This is a genomic window from Streptomyces fractus, assembly GCF_049844455.1.
Classification (GTDB): Bacteria; Actinomycetota; Actinomycetes; order Streptomycetales; family Streptomycetaceae; genus Streptomyces; species Streptomyces fractus.
In genome coordinates this window covers 840,876-858,568 of record NZ_JBMYHI010000002.1, presented here as the reverse complement: position 1 = coordinate 858,568, position 17,693 = coordinate 840,876, and the positions used below count along the sequence as shown (strand labels likewise).

The 17,693-nt window shown below is 72.1% G+C and carries 9 protein-coding genes; 2 read left to right on the top strand and 7 right to left on the bottom strand.

All coding sequences use genetic code 11. The annotated features are described in order from the left end of the window. Window positions 1-23 precede the first annotated feature (23 nt). Window positions 24-902, top strand: a complete 879-nt coding sequence (locus ACP4E5_RS05960; RefSeq protein WP_425825668.1) for a SigB/SigF/SigG family RNA polymerase sigma factor — start codon at window positions 24-26, stop codon at window positions 900-902. 76 nt (window positions 903-978) lie between these two features. Here ACP4E5_RS05960 and ACP4E5_RS05955 read toward each other — a convergent pair whose 3' ends face one another. Then, window positions 979-1,716, bottom strand: coding sequence for a GAF domain-containing protein (locus ACP4E5_RS05955; RefSeq protein WP_425825667.1), 738 nt, complete (start codon window positions 1,714-1,716; stop codon window positions 979-981). 305 nt (window positions 1,717-2,021) lie between these two features. Between ACP4E5_RS05955 and ACP4E5_RS05950 the strand changes: the two genes are divergently transcribed. Then, window positions 2,022-3,251, top strand: a complete 1,230-nt coding sequence (locus ACP4E5_RS05950; RefSeq protein ID WP_425825666.1) for an MFS transporter — start codon at window positions 2,022-2,024, stop codon at window positions 3,249-3,251. On the opposite strand, the gene ACP4E5_RS05945 is transcribed toward ACP4E5_RS05950, so the two are convergent. The 6 genes from ACP4E5_RS05945 to lysX all read right to left on the bottom strand — a co-directional run bounded on the left by ACP4E5_RS05945 (window position 3,223) and on the right by lysX (window position 17,662). Further along, window positions 3,223-4,569, bottom strand: coding sequence for a hypothetical protein (locus ACP4E5_RS05945; protein ID WP_425825665.1), 1,347 nt, complete (start codon window positions 4,567-4,569; stop codon window positions 3,223-3,225). The two genes, ACP4E5_RS05950 and ACP4E5_RS05945, sit on opposite strands and share 29 nt — an antisense overlap. After that, window positions 4,566-9,725, bottom strand: coding sequence for a hypothetical protein (locus ACP4E5_RS05940; protein WP_425825664.1), 5,160 nt, complete (start codon window positions 9,723-9,725; stop codon window positions 4,566-4,568). Before ACP4E5_RS05940 ends, ACP4E5_RS05945 begins: the two co-directional genes overlap by 4 nt. Next, window positions 9,725-11,797, bottom strand: a complete 2,073-nt coding sequence (locus ACP4E5_RS05935) for a CHAT domain-containing protein (RefSeq protein ID WP_425825663.1) — start codon at window positions 11,795-11,797, stop codon at window positions 9,725-9,727. Before ACP4E5_RS05935 ends, ACP4E5_RS05940 begins: the two co-directional genes overlap by 1 nt. Before the next feature lie 98 nt (window positions 11,798-11,895). Beyond that, window positions 11,896-12,726, bottom strand: a complete 831-nt coding sequence (locus tag ACP4E5_RS05930) for a hypothetical protein (RefSeq protein ID WP_425825662.1) — start codon at window positions 12,724-12,726, stop codon at window positions 11,896-11,898. A gap of 286 nt (window positions 12,727-13,012) precedes the next feature. After that, window positions 13,013-14,266 (bottom strand): MFS transporter, encoded by a 1,254-nt coding sequence (locus tag ACP4E5_RS05925; RefSeq protein WP_425825661.1) that lies wholly within the window; start codon window positions 14,264-14,266, stop codon window positions 13,013-13,015. Between the two features lie 108 nt (window positions 14,267-14,374). Then, window positions 14,375-17,662 carry a bifunctional lysylphosphatidylglycerol synthetase/lysine--tRNA ligase LysX gene (gene lysX / locus ACP4E5_RS05920; protein WP_425825660.1) on the bottom strand — a complete coding sequence of 1,096 codons (3,288 nt, stop codon included), beginning with the start codon at window positions 17,660-17,662 and terminating at the stop codon, window positions 14,375-14,377. Window positions 17,663-17,693: the final 31 nt, after the last annotated feature.

Below are 17,693 nucleotides of genomic sequence, written 5' to 3'. Positions count from 1 at the left end.
TTCTGCATGAGGGAGCGACGCAGATGCCCCAGGCCGACAGCCCAGCGATCCAGCGTCCCGTTTCGCCCGAACGACATACGACCGGCCTCGGCGGTGCGGCCCCGGCGGCCGACACGCCGGGCCCCTGGTCACTCTCCGACACGGGTGGACTCTCGGCGGCGGACATCCGGGACCTCTCCAAGTCGCTGTTCGCCCGGCTCGGTGAACTCGAGGAGGGCACCCATGAGTACGCCTACGTACGCAACAACCTCGTCGAGCTCAACCTGAACCTGGTGCACTACGCCGCGCGGCGGCTGCGGGCCCGTCCCGACTCCTACGAGGACGTCGTGCAGGTCGGCACGATCGGTCTGATCAAGGCCATCGACCGCTTCGACCTGTGCCGTGGTGTGGAGTTCACCAGCTTCGCCCTGCCCACCGTCCTCGGCGAGATCAAGCGCTTCTTCCGTGACACCACCTGGGCCGTCCACGTTCCCCGCCGGTTGCAGGAGCTCAGCCAGCACCTCGACCGGGCGAACACGCGCCTGGAGCAGGCCAACGGCCATGCGCCCACCGTCGCCGAACTCGCCGCCGACCTCGGCCTGGACGAGGACGAGGTCGCCGAGGGGCTGACGGCGTCCAACGGCTGCACGGCCGCCTCGCTGGACTGGGCGCCGGACGCCGACGACGCGCTGGCCGACCACATCGGTTGTCACGACCCGGAGTTGGCCAAGGCCGAGAACCTTCAGGCGCTCAAGCCGCTGATCGCCGCCCTGTCGGGGCGGGAACGCACACTCCTCGCGCTGCGGTTCGTCGACGAGATGACACAGGCCGAGATCGGACGCGAACTGGGCGTCTCACAGATGCAGGTCTCCCGCCTCCTCACGGGCGTCCTGGACCGGCTCCGGACACGGCTCGGCGAGTAGGACTCGGCGACCCGAAGGTCCGGCCGGGCCCCGCCGCAGCCCTCAGGCGCGGCGGGGCCCGCCCGTGTGCGGGGGCTCAGGACACGGCGGCGGGCGAGGCCCGGTGTGCGCCCGGACGCGCCCCGGCGGGCTGGAGGATCAGGTCGCACGTGTCGAGCAGGGACTGCCCGCCGCGCGTGCTCGCCGTCTGCAGCCATGTCAGTGCCTCGCCGACGGGGCAGTCCTCGCGCGCGGCCACGTAACCGGCGGCCCGGTGGATGCGTTCCCAGCGGGCCGCGCGGGTGTCGGTGGCCCAGACCGGCTGGGGGCCCGCGGGGTCCGCGTGCGCGGGGCGCCAGCGCAGCAGCTCCTCGCGCGCGACCGCGGCGGCCTGCTCGGCCTCGGCGATGTGTGCCGCGGTCAGATGGGTGGGCCGGGTGAAGTAGAGGGAGATCACACCGACCGGCCGGAACTCGCGGTGCAACGCCAGCGCCAGGACATGCCGCACCCCGGGCAGATCGTCGGTCCAACTCGGCGCGTGCGACCGGTCGTTGTCGCCGTGCACCTCGGGGACGAAGACGGTCCGCGTCTCAAGGGCGGCGCTGACCGAAGGCCCGTCGGCGTGTGCGAACTGGGCGGCCTCGGCCCGCAAGGCGCCCTCGTCGCTGGCGTAAAGCAACTGCCACTGTTCGAGGCAGGGGAACAGGGACATCGTCGCGTGCTGCGCGCCCAGGGTGCGGGCGAACGCCGTGCACAGCCGTATCGGCAGGGCGCGCCGCCCCACCGCCGCGGCGAGCGACACATCATGAACGATCGACGGGCCTTCCTCCAACATGCACATCACATCCCTTTCGGACGGACCTCTGCCCGCCCGGTGAGCTACCTCCGATCCGGCGGGACCTGCCCGTCGTGACGAAGCGGTGGGAGTGCGTCTACCACCCGTACACCGGTCTCACGCATCCGATCTTCCGGCACGGCCACCCCGTTCGGGCAGAACCGCACCTGTGTGCGGGGGGCGGCGACCGGCCGCCCCATCGGACGAGCGTCCCGCTCACTCGCACCACTCCCGGCGCGGAGCCGGAGCGATTGAGCGGCATCATGTCACCAACCGGACGTCCACAACGGGGAGTTGGTGATGGCGTGAGAGGCATCGGGCATCGCCGCGGGGAGATCCCCCGGATGGCGCCGGGGGTCGCGCTGGCCGTGGTCGCGGCGAGCACGTTGCTGTCGATGAGCGTGTGGTTCTCCGCGTCGTTCGTGTTGCCGCAGTTGAAGCAGGAGTGGGGGCTGGGCCCGGGGTCCGGGGCGTTGCTGACCGTCGCCGTACAACTCGGGTTCGTCGTGGGGGCGGTGTCGTCGGCGATGTCCGGGCTGGCCGACCGGGTGGCGAATCGCTTTCTGATGTGTGGTGGCGCGCTGGGCGCCGCGGTGGCCAACCTCGGGGTGCTGGTCGCCGGTGGGCTGTGGTCGGCCGTCGTGCTGCGGCTGGTCACCGGGTTCTTTCTCGCCGCCGTGTACCCGCCCGCCCTCAAGGAGACCGCGACCTGGTTCCGTGCCGGGCGGGGCAAGGCGCTGGGCGTCATGATCGGCGCGCTCACCGTCGGCTCGGCGCTGCCCCATGCCGTGAACGCCGCGGGAGGCGTGGACTGGCACGTCGTCCTCGCGGTGACGTCCCTGATGGGCGCGTGCGGAGGTCTCCTCGCGCTGTCCCTGCGCTCGCCCGGTCCTTACCCGTTCCTGCGGCGCCGGGTCACCGTCGGGGGCGCCCTGCGGTCGCTGTGCGACCGCGATGTCGTGCTCGCGGACCTGGGGTACGCGGGGCACATGTGGGAGCTCTACGCGATGTGGGGCACGGTGGCGTCGCTGCTGGCGGGCGTCCCGGTGGTCGAGGAGTCGAGCCGCACGGACGCGCTGGCTTCCACCATCGCCTTCGTGTGCATCGGAGTCGGCGCGTTCGGGTGCCTCCTCGGCGGGGTGCTCGGCGACCGCTGGGGGCGAGCCGCCGCCGCGCGGCTCTGCCTCGTCTGTTCCGGTGGAGCCGCGCTGCTGCTCGCTGTCGGTGTCGACGTGATGCCTTCGGGCCTGGTCATCGCGGTGTGTGTCTTCTGGGGCTTCTGGGTGGTGGCCGACTCCGCCCAGTTCTCGGCGCTGGTCACCGAGCGGGCCGACCCCGACTACGTGGGCGGGGCACTGTCGTTGCAGCTCGCGCTCGGCTACTCGACCACCGCGCTCACGCTGTGGGGCGTTCCCGTGCTGGTCGAGCACACCTCGTGGCGGGTCGCGCTGTTGGTGCTCGCGGTGGGGCCCGTCGTGGGCGTGGTGGCGATGAGCCGGTCGATCGTCAGGGACCGGCGTGCGGCGGTGGCCTGAGATCCGTTCCTGGGCCGTCCTCCGTGCCTGTCCCCTCTTCCGTGTCTGCTTTCTCGTCCGTGACTCCCGCTCGCAGGGCCCGCAGCAATTGGCCTCCTGCCGTGGTGCCCTGCTGTCCGTTCGGCTCTGCGTCCGGGCGTCCGGCGCGTGGCCCCTCGGGCCGCAGCGCAAGGGCTTCGGACACCGCTCTGGTGCCTACGCGGAGGGCCCGGTACTCGGCCGGGCATGTCAGGAACGCCAGGGACGCCGCGGCGAACACACCGGGGACGTGGGAGAGGCCGGACGGCATGCCCGCGAGGAGACGGTCGGCGTGCAGCCGGCAGGCCGGAGTCGAGGGCAGCAGGTCCGGGAGGCGGCGGCCGGCGAGTTGCGGGTAGCCGTCGTCGAGGAGGGCCGCCGCCACCCTCGTCGAGGAGGGATCGGTGTCGTCCGCCAGGGCCTCGGCGATCGGCGCGGGCCACATGTTCGGGCGCTCGTGACCGGCTAGGTCCAGCGCGGCGCGGCAGATCCGGAGGCGGGTGTCCAGCGGAGGGTGCGGTGACGACAACTCCTGTGAGTCTCCCTCCTGTTCAGGTCCCAGTGTGCCCAGGACCTCCGCGAGGACCGCGGGGTAGGCCACCCCGCAGGCCAGGCTCGCGCACACGTCCGCGAACACCTCACCGGCCCACGCCTCGGGCAGCGACGTGCCCGCGAGCCGCCTGGCGATCGTCCCCGTCAGGCCGAAGTCGTCCTCGATGTGATGGCCGACCTCATGCGCGACGGTGAGCACGGCGGGTACGTGCGAGGCGTAGTACCAGGGCACGTCGATCACCGGGAACGGCAGGCTGTGCACGAGCTGCACACCCGCGCGCGTGTGCATGCCGCCGCGCGGCAACAGGTCGCGGTACTGGCCCCCGCGCCGGTGCGCGCGCGGCGCCGGATCCCGGCTGAACGACACGAGCGGTGGCTCCTTGGGCCGCATGCCACCGGTTCCGAGTGCCGCCTCCAACGGTCCCTCGTAGCACGTCCAGGCGAGTTCGTCCGCGGCGTCGAGGTAGCCGCGGTACTCGTCGAGCCTGCGCAGGGCGAACTTCGAGCGGAAGTAGTCCCAGACGTGGTGCAGGTCGAGGATCAGTACGGGCAGGCCCGCCGCTCCGGAACCGGTGGCGAGCTCGACGCGCGCCGCCGCGATGCCCTCGCTCAACATCGCTCGTACCGACCGGAGTTGACTGTGGTGCTTCTCCAGTGGGGCCTTCTCGCCGACCGTGAGTCCGCGCCAGGCGGTCAGCTCGTCGTCCAGCCCGTCGAGCAGTGACTCCAGTGCCGCAGGCGGGGTCACGACTGGCCCATCGGGCGGCGCAGCAGCGCGGAGGACGCCGCGTACAGCGCCGTCGCACGGAGCGCGTCCTCGTTGGTCTCGAACGTGGTGCCCCGGTCCTCCTCCGCGACGCCGATCGCCGAACGCATGGCCCGTACCGCGTGCGCCACGGGGGCCTCCTCGGACAGCGCCTGGTAGAAGGCGATCACATGCTCCAGGCCGCCCTCCGGGAACAGGCCCGTGCACACGATCGCGGGGCAGTCGCCGAGGCGGAACAGTTGCGCCGCGAAGAGATTGCGCAAGGACAGTTGGACGTGGAGGTCCACCTCCGAACCGGGGCACGGCGGCTCCAGCACGACCAGCGGCGTGCTCCCCGGCTCGAACCCGGCCAGCCAGCGGGCCAGTTGGCTCGGGAAGAGGTCCGAACCGCGGGCCTTGCTCTCCAGGCGGCGGGCATGGCCGGGCGGCGAGAAGTCGAGATACGGCATGCCGTCGCGCTCGCGCAGCGGGGCGGCGATGTGCAGGACGTCGGTGCCGTCCGGCGGCGACGCCAGACGGTCGGTGAGATCGGGCACCGAGTCCACCACGGCCAGCTTGACCGGGAAGCTGCGCTGCTGGGGTTGGAGGCGGCGCTGCCAGTACGACAGCGGCACCACCCGCTCCTCCTGCTTCGTGCTGAACACCAGGATCTTGCGGGGGCCCGGTTCGCGGGTCTCGTCCCGGTGCAGCGTGTGCCTGGTCTCGGGGCTGACCAGCGGCCATCCCGCCACCGGGTCCCCGGGTTGGATGCGGCGCAGAGCCTTGCGGGTCCGTGGTCCCACGAGGCCGTCCACGTCGAGGGCGGCGCCGAGGTGACGGTTCATGCGGTGCTGGAGCCAGCGCACGTCGATGTGGCGGGCCGCGGTGGGCAGCGTGCGGTACATCACCGGCTGCTCACCTTCATCCGAGCCGGCGGAGCCCACCGGCCCCACCGAGCCCGCCGAGCCCGCCGAGTCCAGCGCGTGCTGGAGCGTCATCTCCCAGGGCAGCGCGTGCGCCGTCGGGTCGTCGGACTCGAGCCGGGCGAACCGGAGTCGGCGCGACGAGGCCTTGCTCAGGGCGGCGCGCAGCAGCCACTCGTCGGCGTGCCAGGCCGCCAGTTTCGCCGGGTGGGGTGAGGCCTCGTCGTCCACCGGGTCGATGTCCGGGCGCCGGCGCAGCGCCAGCGTCCGCTCGCCCGGCCAGTCCTGGAACAGGCGCAGATCGTCCTGGCGGTCCGTGTCGCGCATCACCGGCCAGCTCAGGCTGAGCAGCAGGTTCTGGATCCGCTGCGGCACACCGTCGACCTGGACGCGCCGCGCGCACTCGGTCAGCGTCATCGGCAGACTGTGCTGGACGATGCCGGCGTGCGAGACCAGCGCGACGGCCCGGTTGAACGCCTCCACCGCCGCGGTGCGGTCGGGCTCGATCCCGGCGAGCAGCACCAGCGCGGCGAGCGCGAGCCGGGTGTGCGGAACGCGCGGCGCTGCGCTCGGCACGGTGCGCGGCTGCTCCCACGGCACCCGCCGCAGCAGCCGGACCGCGAGCTTCCGGTGGCCGAGCCGCGCGGCGATGCGGGCGCACCGCCAGACGATCAGCCGGTTCTCGCCCGCCCCGTCGACGAGGCTCGCCACCGCACGCTTCAGCCGCGCAGGATCGCCGCCGCCGACCTGGGCGATCAGGAGCCTGGCCAGCGCCTGGTCGGGGTTGTCGCCGTCGTCCGTCATCTCGTAGAAGGGGCGCAACAGCCGCCAGGGCACCCGGTGTTCAAGGGCCGGGTTGTCGACCAGGTCGCGCAGTGTGGCCAGGCGCGCCTGAGCCGGCCGCATCTCGGCGAGCGCCTGCGCCAGTTGGCGTAAGTGCTCGCCGGGCGACTGGTCCTCGGGCAGCGCCGCGATCCGGCACAGGACCTGCAAGGGGCGGACGAGCGCGGGCAGCTCCCCGTACGGCATGGTCAGGCCCTCGACGGACGTCACGCCGTGGGTGCGTATCGCCCACTCGCGGGCGAGGAGATGCAGGCGCAGCGCGAACTCCGGTTCCTGGCCCGGGGATTCCTTGGGTTCAAGGAGGTGGTGGGCGGAGGTGAAGTCCAGGCTGTCGCGCAGCAGGAAGCGGGCGAACAGGTAGTGGCACTCGGGTTCGCCCGTCAGATAGCCGAGTTCGGACCACAGGCCGGCCGCGCTCGTGAACCAGTCGTTGGCGTCGGCGGTCTCCTGTAGTTCGCCGAGGGCCACGCCGCGCAGTTGGGCGTTCTGCGCGAGGTGCCGGTAGCGCTCGGCGCCCTGCAGTTGTCCCGCGGCGATGTCGGCGTGGTGGATCGCGGTGAGCGCCGGTTCCTCGCGTCCCAGCAGCAGTTGGGCCTTGGCCTGCAACCGGGCCTTGTCCGCGTGCTCCGCCGCCGTGGTGACGTGCGCCGCTTCGAGCACCGCGAGGGCGAGTTCCGCGCGCCGGCAGCGCAGCAGCAGCCCGGCCCGCTGGGCGACGGCCTGGAACGTGGGCTGCCCGGCCTCCTCCAGGAGTTCGGCGGCCTGCGCGTACAGCTCGATGGCCCGGCCGACGTCGCCCATCAGCCGGCGCCGCGCCGCCTCCGCGGACGCGGCGGTCGCCGCCACGTCGGGCTGGCCGATCTCCCGCGCGAAGACGAGGACCTCGTGGTACGCCGCCGCTGAGTCCTCGGAGCGCAGCAGGCGCAGTTGCGCGGCGCGGATGCTCAGGGCCCACAGCCGTTCCAGCGCGGGCAGTTCGGCGCGGGACAGCACGTTCCGGTCGAGCAGGTGCACGGCGTCCCCCGCGTTCCCGCCGAGGCCCAGCATGGCGGCCCGTACGACGTCCTCGCGCACCGAGTGCGGGCGCTCCACCGCGCCGACGCCGCCCTGGGCGAACAGCTCGTCGGCGCGCGTCAGATGCAGCTCGATCTCGGCCCACACGTGGTCGTGCGCCTCGGAGGGGGTGCCCTCCGCCATGGCCTCGCGGAACTGGGCGTAGGCGATGTTCAGATGGGCCTCGGCCATCAGGGAATACGTGATGACGGTGCCGCCGCGCACCTCCCGCGGGGCGTCGCGGTCCACGTACTCGTCCCCGAGCAGTTCCTCGGCGAGACCGCGCAGCTGGTCGGTGTTGCCGCCCGCCCAGGCGCGTTCCATCGCGTCGCGCCAGCGCCGGGGCGCCTGAGGATCCCGCATCTGGAAGCGGTGGTAGAGGGATTCGCGCAGGTACCAGGCCCAGTTCTCGGGGTCGGTCTCGCCCGCGGCGTCGGCCCGCTGCTCGAAGCGCTCGGCGAAGTCCCGGTGGAGGTCGGTGAACACGTTCTTGTCGGAGATCAGGTCGCGCATCGGGCCGAGGACCACGCCGTGGAAGACCACGGACTCCTCGTCGCCCGCGACCTCGCTGATCCAGGAGGAACCGCCCGCGTACTGGAGCAGCTTCTCCCAGGCCTCGTCGAGGCGCTCCCGGTCCGGCGGCGGGACGGCCGGGAACACGGCACCCTCGTCGTGCAGTTGATGCGCGTCCGTCATCGGGTCGTCCACGTCCCGCGCGGGCCCGTCGGTCATCCGCTTCTCCAGATGGGGCCGCAGGATGTCGTGGACGTGCTCGCGGCGCAGCCGCCGCGGGATCACTCCGTAGCGCACCAGCCACAGGACGACCGGGTCCTCGATGCGCTTCAGCACCCGCTTGACGAGGTAGCGGATGAGCGGGTCGCGCAGGCTGCCCAGCTCCTCCGCGGTGACCTCGGGGTTCTGGTCGGTGACATCGGCGAACAGCGCGAGATGGAACGGCATGCCGGAGCTGCGGCGCACGATGATGTCCCGCAGTCCCGCGTGCCGAACGTCGCGTACCTCGCGCAGATAGCGGTCCGCCTCCTCGGGCGTGAACTGCCGTACCTGTACGTTCTCGTAGTCGCCGAGTGAGGCGAGTGCCTGGCCGTGCCGGATGCTCAGGTCCTGGCGGCCGGAGAGGATCAGGCGCAGCGACGGGCAGGCGCGCACGGTCTCGCCGAGCAGCCGCAGCAGGCCGTCCGTGTGGGAGGCGGAGCGCAGGACGACCTCTTCGAGGGTGTCCACCACGAGGAGCACCGGCTGCTCCGTGGCGAAGCTCTTGTTGAACCGGGAGGTGAAGGCCTCGACGACCTCGCGGCCGATGCGTCCCTCGTCCTGCGAGCGGATGCCGCGGGCGGCCTCGGCGGCGGACCGCGAGGTGGGGCGGCGCAGCAGGGAGCGATAGGCGGCGTACTTGTCGAGGCCGGTGAACACCCTTTGCGGCAGCCGCTGTTCGAGCTGCTCGGCCGCCTCCAGGAGCAGCAGCCAGGGCCAGTGCGCCGCGTTCAGCGGGTCGACGACGTCGAAGTCGATCCGGGCGCAGGTGATGTCCGCCTCCGCGGTGACCGCCCGCCGCGACACCAGCCAGCGCAGCTGCATGGTCTTGCCCGTGCCACCAGTGCCGTGCATCTGCCACACACGCGGGCCCTGCGCGGACAGCAGCCGCCTGGCCCGCTCCCACAGGCCGTCCGGCTCGAGGAACTGGGCGCAGCGCGCATAGTCCGCGGCCCAGTACGTGCGCGAGCGCAGATATCCGGCGCGGTCCGCGGCCAGCCTGAGGAGCGGGCGCGCGGCGACCGTCGCCCGGTCCGTGTCCAGGAGTACGTCGATGAGGTCCTGGCAGCGGGTGAAGTCGCGCTCGGCGTCGGCGGCGAAGAACTGGTCCTTGAAGAGCTGCGCGGCGGCGTCGGGGTCGGCCAGCATCAGATGCCGCAACTGCTCGACGGGCCGCCCGCGCCGACGCCAGTGCTCGCTCAACTGGCCCTCAAGAAGGATGAGTTGCTGGGGGAGCGGTGTGCTGTCGCCGTCCTCCAGCCAGGAGAGCAGGTACGCGGAACGGTAGGCGTCCGGGACCTGATAGCACATCAGATGGCCCGGGATCTCCTCCAGGGCGCCGCGTTCGACGAGGGCGGCGAGGCCGGGCGGTGTGCCGCCCACGAACTCCCGGACGACTGAGTCGTACGTCTCCTCGTCGAAGAGCCGCGCGACGGCGGCGGCCTTGAGGGTGTCCGTCCAGTCCGTCGGCAGCAGGGCCCGCCGGATGTCGTCCAGGGGCTCGCCCTGACCGAGGCGGTCGACCAGTTCGGTGAACGCGGCCGCGAGTCGCTCGTCCTCGTCCGACATCAGCCCGCCTCCCTCATGTCACCCATGCCGCCCAGGTCCAGCCATGTGTCCAGGACCCGCTGGTACATCCCGACGTGGAACGAGCGCTGATTGCCCTTCAGGAGGTCGAGGAGTGCCTCGAAGTCCGCGAAGCTCAGGCGCCGCAGCCGCTCGTTCTCGTGCAGCTTGCGCTCCCAGAACTCCCTGGCGAGACGCTTGTAGTCGTGCAGTTGGAAGTCGGTCAGGACCACGGGGGCGCCCGGCATGAACTCCTGCAGGTGCCTGAACCCCGCCCAGCTCTGCGGTGCCACGGCCAGCAGGCGCAGCGGGAAATCGTCCTCGCGTTCCTGGACCGGGCCGAGCAGCAGCGGCAGGAGCGCGCTGCGGAAATCGGACTCCATGATCCGCTGCGCGCTGTCGATGGCCAGCAGATGCGGGCGACGGCGGGCCAGGGCCCGGCCCCGCAGGGTGGTCAGGAAGGCGTCGAAGATCTCGGCCCTGCGCCGCTCGGCGTGCCGGTCGGCGTCCACCGAGAAGGAGTGACCGAGGTCCACCTCGGACGACGGCATCCGCTCGGCCCACTGCCGGCCGCCCTGGGCCGCCAGGTTGAGCACCTGGTTGAACCTCTCGAAGTCCGTGGCGTCCATCGGGTCGGGCTGACGCTTGTCCATGCAGGCCTCGCGCAGCGCCCGCAGCACGGCGAGCCAGTCCAGCGTCGCGGGGTCACCGCCGTCGCCCCGGCCCGTGTAGTCGGCGAGGTCGATGTACGTGATGTCCTCGCCGCGCAGCATGCAGGTGAGCAGGCACCACTTGGCGAGCCACGTCTTGCCGGACTTCTGCTGGGCGGACGTGATGGCGAGGAGCCGGTCCTGCCGGGCGGCGTCCTCGGCCTGCTCCCACCACCCCGTACGGCGCTCCTTGGCCCGCCCCAGGAACATCGCGAGCTCCGCGAACGGCCAACTCCGGTTCAACCGGGTCAGCTTGGGCTCCACGTGGCCGAACTTCACCCGCACCACGTCGCCCGGATCGTTCACGCCGCACTGGAGGACCGGGAGCGCCCAGGCGGAGCCGTCCGCGTCGTCGAGGTGCAGATGGACGCGGGCCGCGGTGACCGCCGCGTCGATCGACCGGGCACACGCCAGCTCCTGGTACAGGGCGTGGGAGAACTGTGCGGCGGCCGGTGACTCGATGTCGGCCTGCATGGCCACCACCGCGTAGGAGCCCCGCAGCAGACACGTCTCGATCAGGTCGCCGAACTCGGCGGCGGGGGCGTGGGCCTGTCGGCAGGCGTTGAGGACGACGAGCCGCGGCGCCCACGAACCGTAGAGGTGTTCCATCCGTTCCGGCCCGAGCGTCCAGGCCTCGGCCTCCTCCGGCTCGTCCCACTCCGGGCCGGTGCCGCCCACCGCGGGCTGCGCCGCGTTGAAGTGGAGCCCGCCCACGTCCCCGGCGACAGCGCGCATGCCGTGACCGATGAAGTGCAGTACGTGCGGGCGGACATGGGCCACCTCGGCGGCGAGCTCGCGCAGGCTGGGGCCGTCGATCACCTCGGTGTGCACCCGGCCCGGCTGCTTGGTGAGCGCCGCGCCGATCATCGCCAGCTCCTGGTCCGCGAGGAGATGGCGGTCGCGCGGATTGCACACCACCAGCAGGACCCGAAGGGGGCCCGTGCTGTTCTCCTGCGGGTCCTCCATGGCGGCGACGACACGCCCCCGGCGCAGCAGCACACGGCTGTTGCGCCACAGTGCCTGCTGCCCGTCGCGCATCAACTCCCAGGGCAGCGGGGCGAGCGCCGGGCACTCGATGTCGACCCGGACACGCAGCGGATCCCGCTCGGTCGCCCCGTTCTGCAACTCGGCCCAGAGGCCGTCGGGCGCCGCGTCGAACACCGCCTGGTGCAACCGGCGCCCGATGTCTTCCTGCTGCTGCGAGGTCGCATTGAAGCCGAGCGCGGCGGTGAACTCGTCGGCCCTTGCGTCCGCCGGATCGCGCGCGACCGTCACCAGCTCGTCGCCGAGCGCCCACTCGAACTCGCCTGTATGGGTGTGGAGTTGGACCCGGTCCTCAGCGATGCGAAGTACTACGTCGGTCATTGCGGCCCCCCGAAAGTCTTGCTGTGTGCGTGGTGCGTGGTGCGTGGTGCCTCGTGCTTGGTGGCTCGGGCCTGCGCTCTGCGCTCGGAGGCTCGCGCCTAGCTCCGTTCCCCCGGCTCCACCGGCTCCAAGTCCCCTGCCTGCTCTACGTGTTCGACGACGGCCTCCGCCTCGTCCCGGGCCTCGTCCAGCAGGATCGGCGGCACGGGACCCGCGGCGAGCCCGCGGCCCGGCTGCGGTGTGCCGTACTCCTCCCTGACACGCTTCAGCCAGGTCCGGCGCACCCGGACGACCCGGTAGCAGGGCGTGAGGTCCGTTCCGGTCCAGGTCAGGCCCAGTCGGCTCGACGCGCTGAAGGCGGCCCGCCCCGCGAGGTCGACCAGTTGCGACGGCCCCGGCCCGACCGCCCCTTCGAGCCGCAGCTCGGCGCTGGCGCCCGCTTGGTCGGCGATGAGCACGGTGCCCGCGCGGGCGGCGATCACGTCGGTGACGACGAGGAGATCCGGGTCCCAGTCACCCCGCCACAGCCGCCGCACCAGGGCATCGGCCAGCTCCGCGAGGTTCTCCAGGCCCGACTGGTCGAGTCCGGTGTAGACGATCAGGGCGCTGTGCTCGTCCCGGAACTCCACCAGCGCTCCGGCCTCGGCCGCCGCCACCGACGAGAACCCCTGCGCCGCGACCCCCGCGGCCTTGAACCGTACGGCGACCGTGCCACCGGCGTCGTACGTGATGTCTCCCGGAGCGCCCGCGGGGGCGGGCTTCGCCTCGATGTCCCGGTCCGTGAGGCTCCCCGCGGTGATCGAGCCACCGCGGTGCACCTTCCGCACCTCGCCGACCTCGACGCGCTCCGTCAACGGCCACGCCAGCCACCAGCCGCGGTAGACGTCGCTGAGCGCCTTCCGGTATGCCTCGAACGAACCCTTGGCCATGGCCGCTCCCCCTTGCCCCCGTGAGAACGCGGCAGCTTTTCTGGAGGCTAGCAGCGGTTCCGCTCCCCGAGCCCGGGCCGAACGGCCCCTGCTTTCAAGGACCTTCGAGCCCGGTCCGGGGAGCCCGGCCCGCTCCGAACAGGGGCTCGCATCAGGGATGTGACGGTGCCCCTGGAGCCCCGGGAGCTGCGGCTCGTACGCAGACGGTGTTACGGGGACGGGACGGGGAGCGTAGCGGGATGCCGCTCGGCCGGGTCCCGCGACGCCGGCAAGATCCGTCGGAAGGTCACTGGCAGTCCGAGAGGGAGCCCGGCTTCCTGCCCGGGGTGCCTGCCGCGCGGCGGGGCGACGGGGGAGTGGGCGAACTGCCGCCGGATCGCAGTGTGAGGGCCGCCGCGACGCCCGTCGCCACCGCCATCAGGAGGAAACCGGCGGAGAAGGTGGCCACTTGGGCGGCGAGGCCGAGCAGGAGCGATCCGAGGCCGGTGCCCGCGTCGAAGCCGATGTTCCAGGCGACGGAGGTTGTGTGCCGGTTCTCCGCGCCCGCGCGGTTGAGCGCCTGCACGAGGGTGACACTTTGCAGCCCCCCGTACGCGGCCCCCAGCAGCAGGAGTCCTGCCAGCAGGGCGGGGAGGACGGCAGGACCGGAGCGGACGGCCCAGGCGACGAGGCCGAGACCTGCGCACGCCGCGAGCAGCAGGCCGAAGTTGAGCGGCCGGGCACTGAACCGGTCCGCGAGGACGCCGCAGCCCCAGCGGGTCACCGCCGCGGTCGCCGTGAAGGTGACCAGCGCCCCGGCGGCGGCCCCCGGTGTCCCGGCGAACTGCGGGGTGAAGGTCAGGATCGCGCCCCCGGCCACGGTCACGAGCAGCAGCAGGATCACCGGCGTCAGGATGCGCCGCAGCGTGGCCGCCGTCGCCTTGCGGGGAGCGGAAGACGGGCCGGGCGCGGGGGCGTCGGCGTGGGCGTCGAGGGCGCGCCCCAGAGCGGGGGTGAACGGCAGGGCGAGCACGGGAAGGATGCCGCACACGAGGATCGCGGGCAGGGCGAAGGCCGCGACGAGGGCAGGCGCCGCCGGGGTCAGCACCACCTGCGGCAGGGCGATCGACAGGCCGTACACACCGATGGCCGCGCCCTGACGGCCGCGCGGGGCGAGGGCCGCCACGGCGGTGGCGCCGCACACAGTCATGATGCCGAAGCCCGCGCCGCGCAGCGCCGTGGTGGCCAGGATCGGCCACAGGTTGTCGCTGAGCGCCTGGAGCGGCGCGGGCAGGCCGAGCAGCAGCGCGCCGAGGGCGAATGTGCGCGCCCACCCCAGCTTGCGGAGCGTGGCCTTGACGCACAGCTGGGAGGCGACCGTCATGGTCATCAGGACGGCGGTGACGAGCCCGGCGCCGAACTCGTCGGCCCCTCCGTCGAGGGCCCACTGAGGGGATACCGGCAGCAGCAGCGCGAACCCCGAGAAGCAGCAGAGCACCACCGTCATCAGGGGCGGCACGCCGGGCGACCGTATGACGGAGGGTCTCGTTCCTTCAGCCATGCAACTCAGTCCTCTTTTCCGTCGGGCTTCGCGGGACTTCGCGGGACAAGGACGAGCGTAGTTCTGCCGAAGGTCAGGACGTGCCCGGGAGTGTGTGCGGCGCCCGCGTCACTGCCGGCGGACCAGGGGGAAGGGCAGCGTCTCGCGGATGGTCCGCCCGGTGAGGAACATGACGAGCCGGTCGACGCCGATGCCGAGTCCGCCGGTGGGCGGCATGGCGTACTCGAGGGCGTCGAGGAAGTCCTCGTCCAGCTCCATGGCCTCGGGGTCGCCCCCGGCGGCCAGGAGCGACTGGGCGGTGAGGCGGCGGCGCTGCTCGACGGGGTCGGTCAACTCGCTGTAGGCGGTGCCCAGTTCCGTACCGAAGGCGACGAGGTCCCAGCGTTCGGCGAGCCTGGGATCGCCGCGGTGCTGCCGGGTCAGCGGCGAGACGTCGGTCGGGAAGTCCTTGTAGAAGGTGGGCAGTTGGGTCTTCTTCTCGACGAGCCGCTCGTACATCTCCAGCACGACGTCCCCGCGTGCCTCGTCGGGCGCGCAGGGCACCTGGGCCCGCTCGCAGAGCCGAAGCAGCTGCGGCAGTTCGGTGTCCGCGTCGACGTTCTCGCCGAGCGCCTCGGAGATGGCTCCGTACACCGTCCGCACGGGCCAGGGCCCTGAGATGTCGTGCTCGACGCCGTCCTTGCGGGCGACGGGGGAGCCGAAGGCGGCGATGGCGGCGCCCTGGATCAGTTCGCGGGTGAGGTCGAGCATGACGTCGTAGTCCGCGTGGGCCTGATAGGCCTCCAGCATCGTGAACTCGGGGTTGTGCTTGTACGAGACGCCCTCGTTGCGGAAGGTGCGGCCCATCTCGAAGACCTTCTCCAGGCCGCCGACGCAGAGCCGCTTCAGATACAGCTCGGGCGCGATGCGCAGGTACAGGTCGAGGTCGTAGGCGTTGATGTGGGTGGTGAAGGGCCGGGCGTTGGCGCCGCCGTGGATCTGTTGCAGCATCGGCGTCTCGACCTCCAGGTAGCCCCGCTCCAGCAGGCCCTGGCGCAGCGCCTGCACCGCCACGGACCGGGCGCGCACCACGTCGCGGGTGTCCGGGCTCGTCACGAGGTCGAGGTAGCGGCGCCGGACCTTGGCCTCGGGGTCGGTGAGACCGTGCCACTTGTCCGGCAGCGGGCGCAGACACTTGCCGGTGAGCGTCCAGTCGGTGACGAAGACGGTGACCTCGCCGCTGTCACTGGCGCCGACCCCGCCGGTGACCGTGACGTGGTCGCCGATGTCGGTGTCGGCCGTGAAGGCGTCGATGAGGTCCTGTCCGGCGCGGTCGCGGCTGAGGGCGAGCTGCCGGTCGCCCGACCAGTCGCGCAGCACGGCGAAGACGATGCCGCCGAAGTCGCGTACGAACATCAGCCGGCCCGCGACGGTGACCTGTTCGCCGTCGAGTTCGGCGGTGACCCGGTCCAGCGTGTGAGTGTGCGCGGGTCCGGCGACGGGGTAGGGGTCGACGCCCTTCGCGAGCAGCCGGTCCAGCTTGCGGTGACGCATTCGGACCTGCTCCGGCAGCCGCGAGGCCTTGTCATCCCCGGGCTCGTCCGGGGTCGTCCGCAGCGACTCGATGGGCGGCAGGTGTGCAGTGTTCGCGGGGGCGGTGGCTGCCGAGGGGGCGGTGTGGCCCTTGCCCCACAGGCGGCGCAGCGAAGGGACGGAGACGAAGCCCTCGGCGATACCGGAGGCCAGGCTGATCCGGGCGAGGGAGGCGGCATCCGCGTAGCAGATGAAGCGGGGGCACCACTGGGGGCGGTACTTGGCGTTGGAGCGGTACAGGCTCTCCAACTGCCACCAGCGGGAGGAGATGAGGAGCAGTCTGCGCCACAGCCGCAGCACCGGGCCCGCGCCGATGCGCGCGCCTTCCTCGAACGCGGAGCGGAACACCGCGAAGTTCAGCGACATCCGGCGGATGCCGAACCGGGAGGCGGCCTCGCAGAGTTCGGCGACCATGAACTCGGTGACACCGTTGGGGGCGTCGCGGTCACGGCGCATCAAGTCCAGGGACACACCGTCCTTGCCCCAGGGCACGAACGACAACAGCGCCAGCAGCCGGCCGTCCGCGCCGAGGGCCTCGACCAGCAGACAGTCACCGTCGAGCGGATCGCCGAGTCGGTCCAGGGCCATGGAGAATCCGCGTTCGGTCTCGGTGTCACGCCAGGCGTCCGCCTTGTCGACGACGTCCCGCATCTCCGCCTCGGTCAGGCTGCTGTGACGGCGGATACGGCACGTGGCACCGCCACGACGCACACGGCCGACCGCTTGCCGGGTGACGCGCATGTCCCGGTGCCCGAGGTCGAAATCGGCGACGCGAACGATGGCTTCGTCGCCCAGTTGCAGCGCGCCGAGACCGGCCCGGGCGAAGGCGGTCGCCCCGTCCTCGGATGCGCCCGTCGCGGCGGGGGACCAGCCGAACCGGCGCGCCACGTCCAGCCATGCGGCGATGGCGTGCGGCCAGGCCTCCCGGTCACCGACGGGGTCACCGCTGGCGAGACAGACACCTGCCTCGACGCGGTAGGTGACGGCGGCCTTGCCGCTGGGCGAGAACACCACCGCCTTGTCGCGGCGGGTCGCGAAATAGCCGAGGGAGTCCCGGGCGCCGTACGCGTCGAGCAGGAGACGGAGGCGGGGTTCCTCGTCACCGTGCAGGGCCGCCTCCATGCGCTGCGAGCGGAACAGGACCGCGGAGGCGTTGAGGAGGACCAGGGCACCGAGGAGCCCGAGAAGGAAGGCGAGCGGGCGCGGCGGCGCGCCGTCGTAGTGGCTCGCCGACACCAGTCCGCCACAGACCTTGTCCGCCGCCCACAGCAGACGTTGGCCGGCTTCAAGAGTGCCGGGGAAGAGCGCGACGAGCCCCCAGCCGGCGAGGACGGCCACGACGAGCCCGAGCAGCAGAGCCGACAATGCCCGGCGCAGCGAGCCGTGCCTCGTCCTCGCGCGGAACTCGCGGCGCGCCAGGAGCATGACGACGAGAAAGAGGGCGCACACGATCAGCGAGGGAAGCGACTCGGCGAACAGCCCGAAGCAGACACCCACCACATCCACCGCGACGAGCAGGCCCAGATAGACCACGACCAGCCACCAGGCGACCTTCTTTCGGGCCGCCGTCGCACCCGCGAGCAGCAGCAGGAAGGCCGCGTACGCCAGGTTCGCGCTGACCGGGACGGTGAGCGCGTCCAGGAAGCGCGTCACCGGGTGCAGGAGGCGGCGCAGCGGCGCGACGACCGCGATCAGCGCACAGTAGACCGCTACTACGGCGAAGCCCGTCGAGACGGCCTTCGGTACTTTCCGCGTCCACTGTCCGGGGCCGTCACCCTCGGGCGACGCCGTGGTGGGGGACCCGGTCGAAACGCTGGTGGCCATGAGGGGATGTCCCTTCCGTCCCGTTACCTCG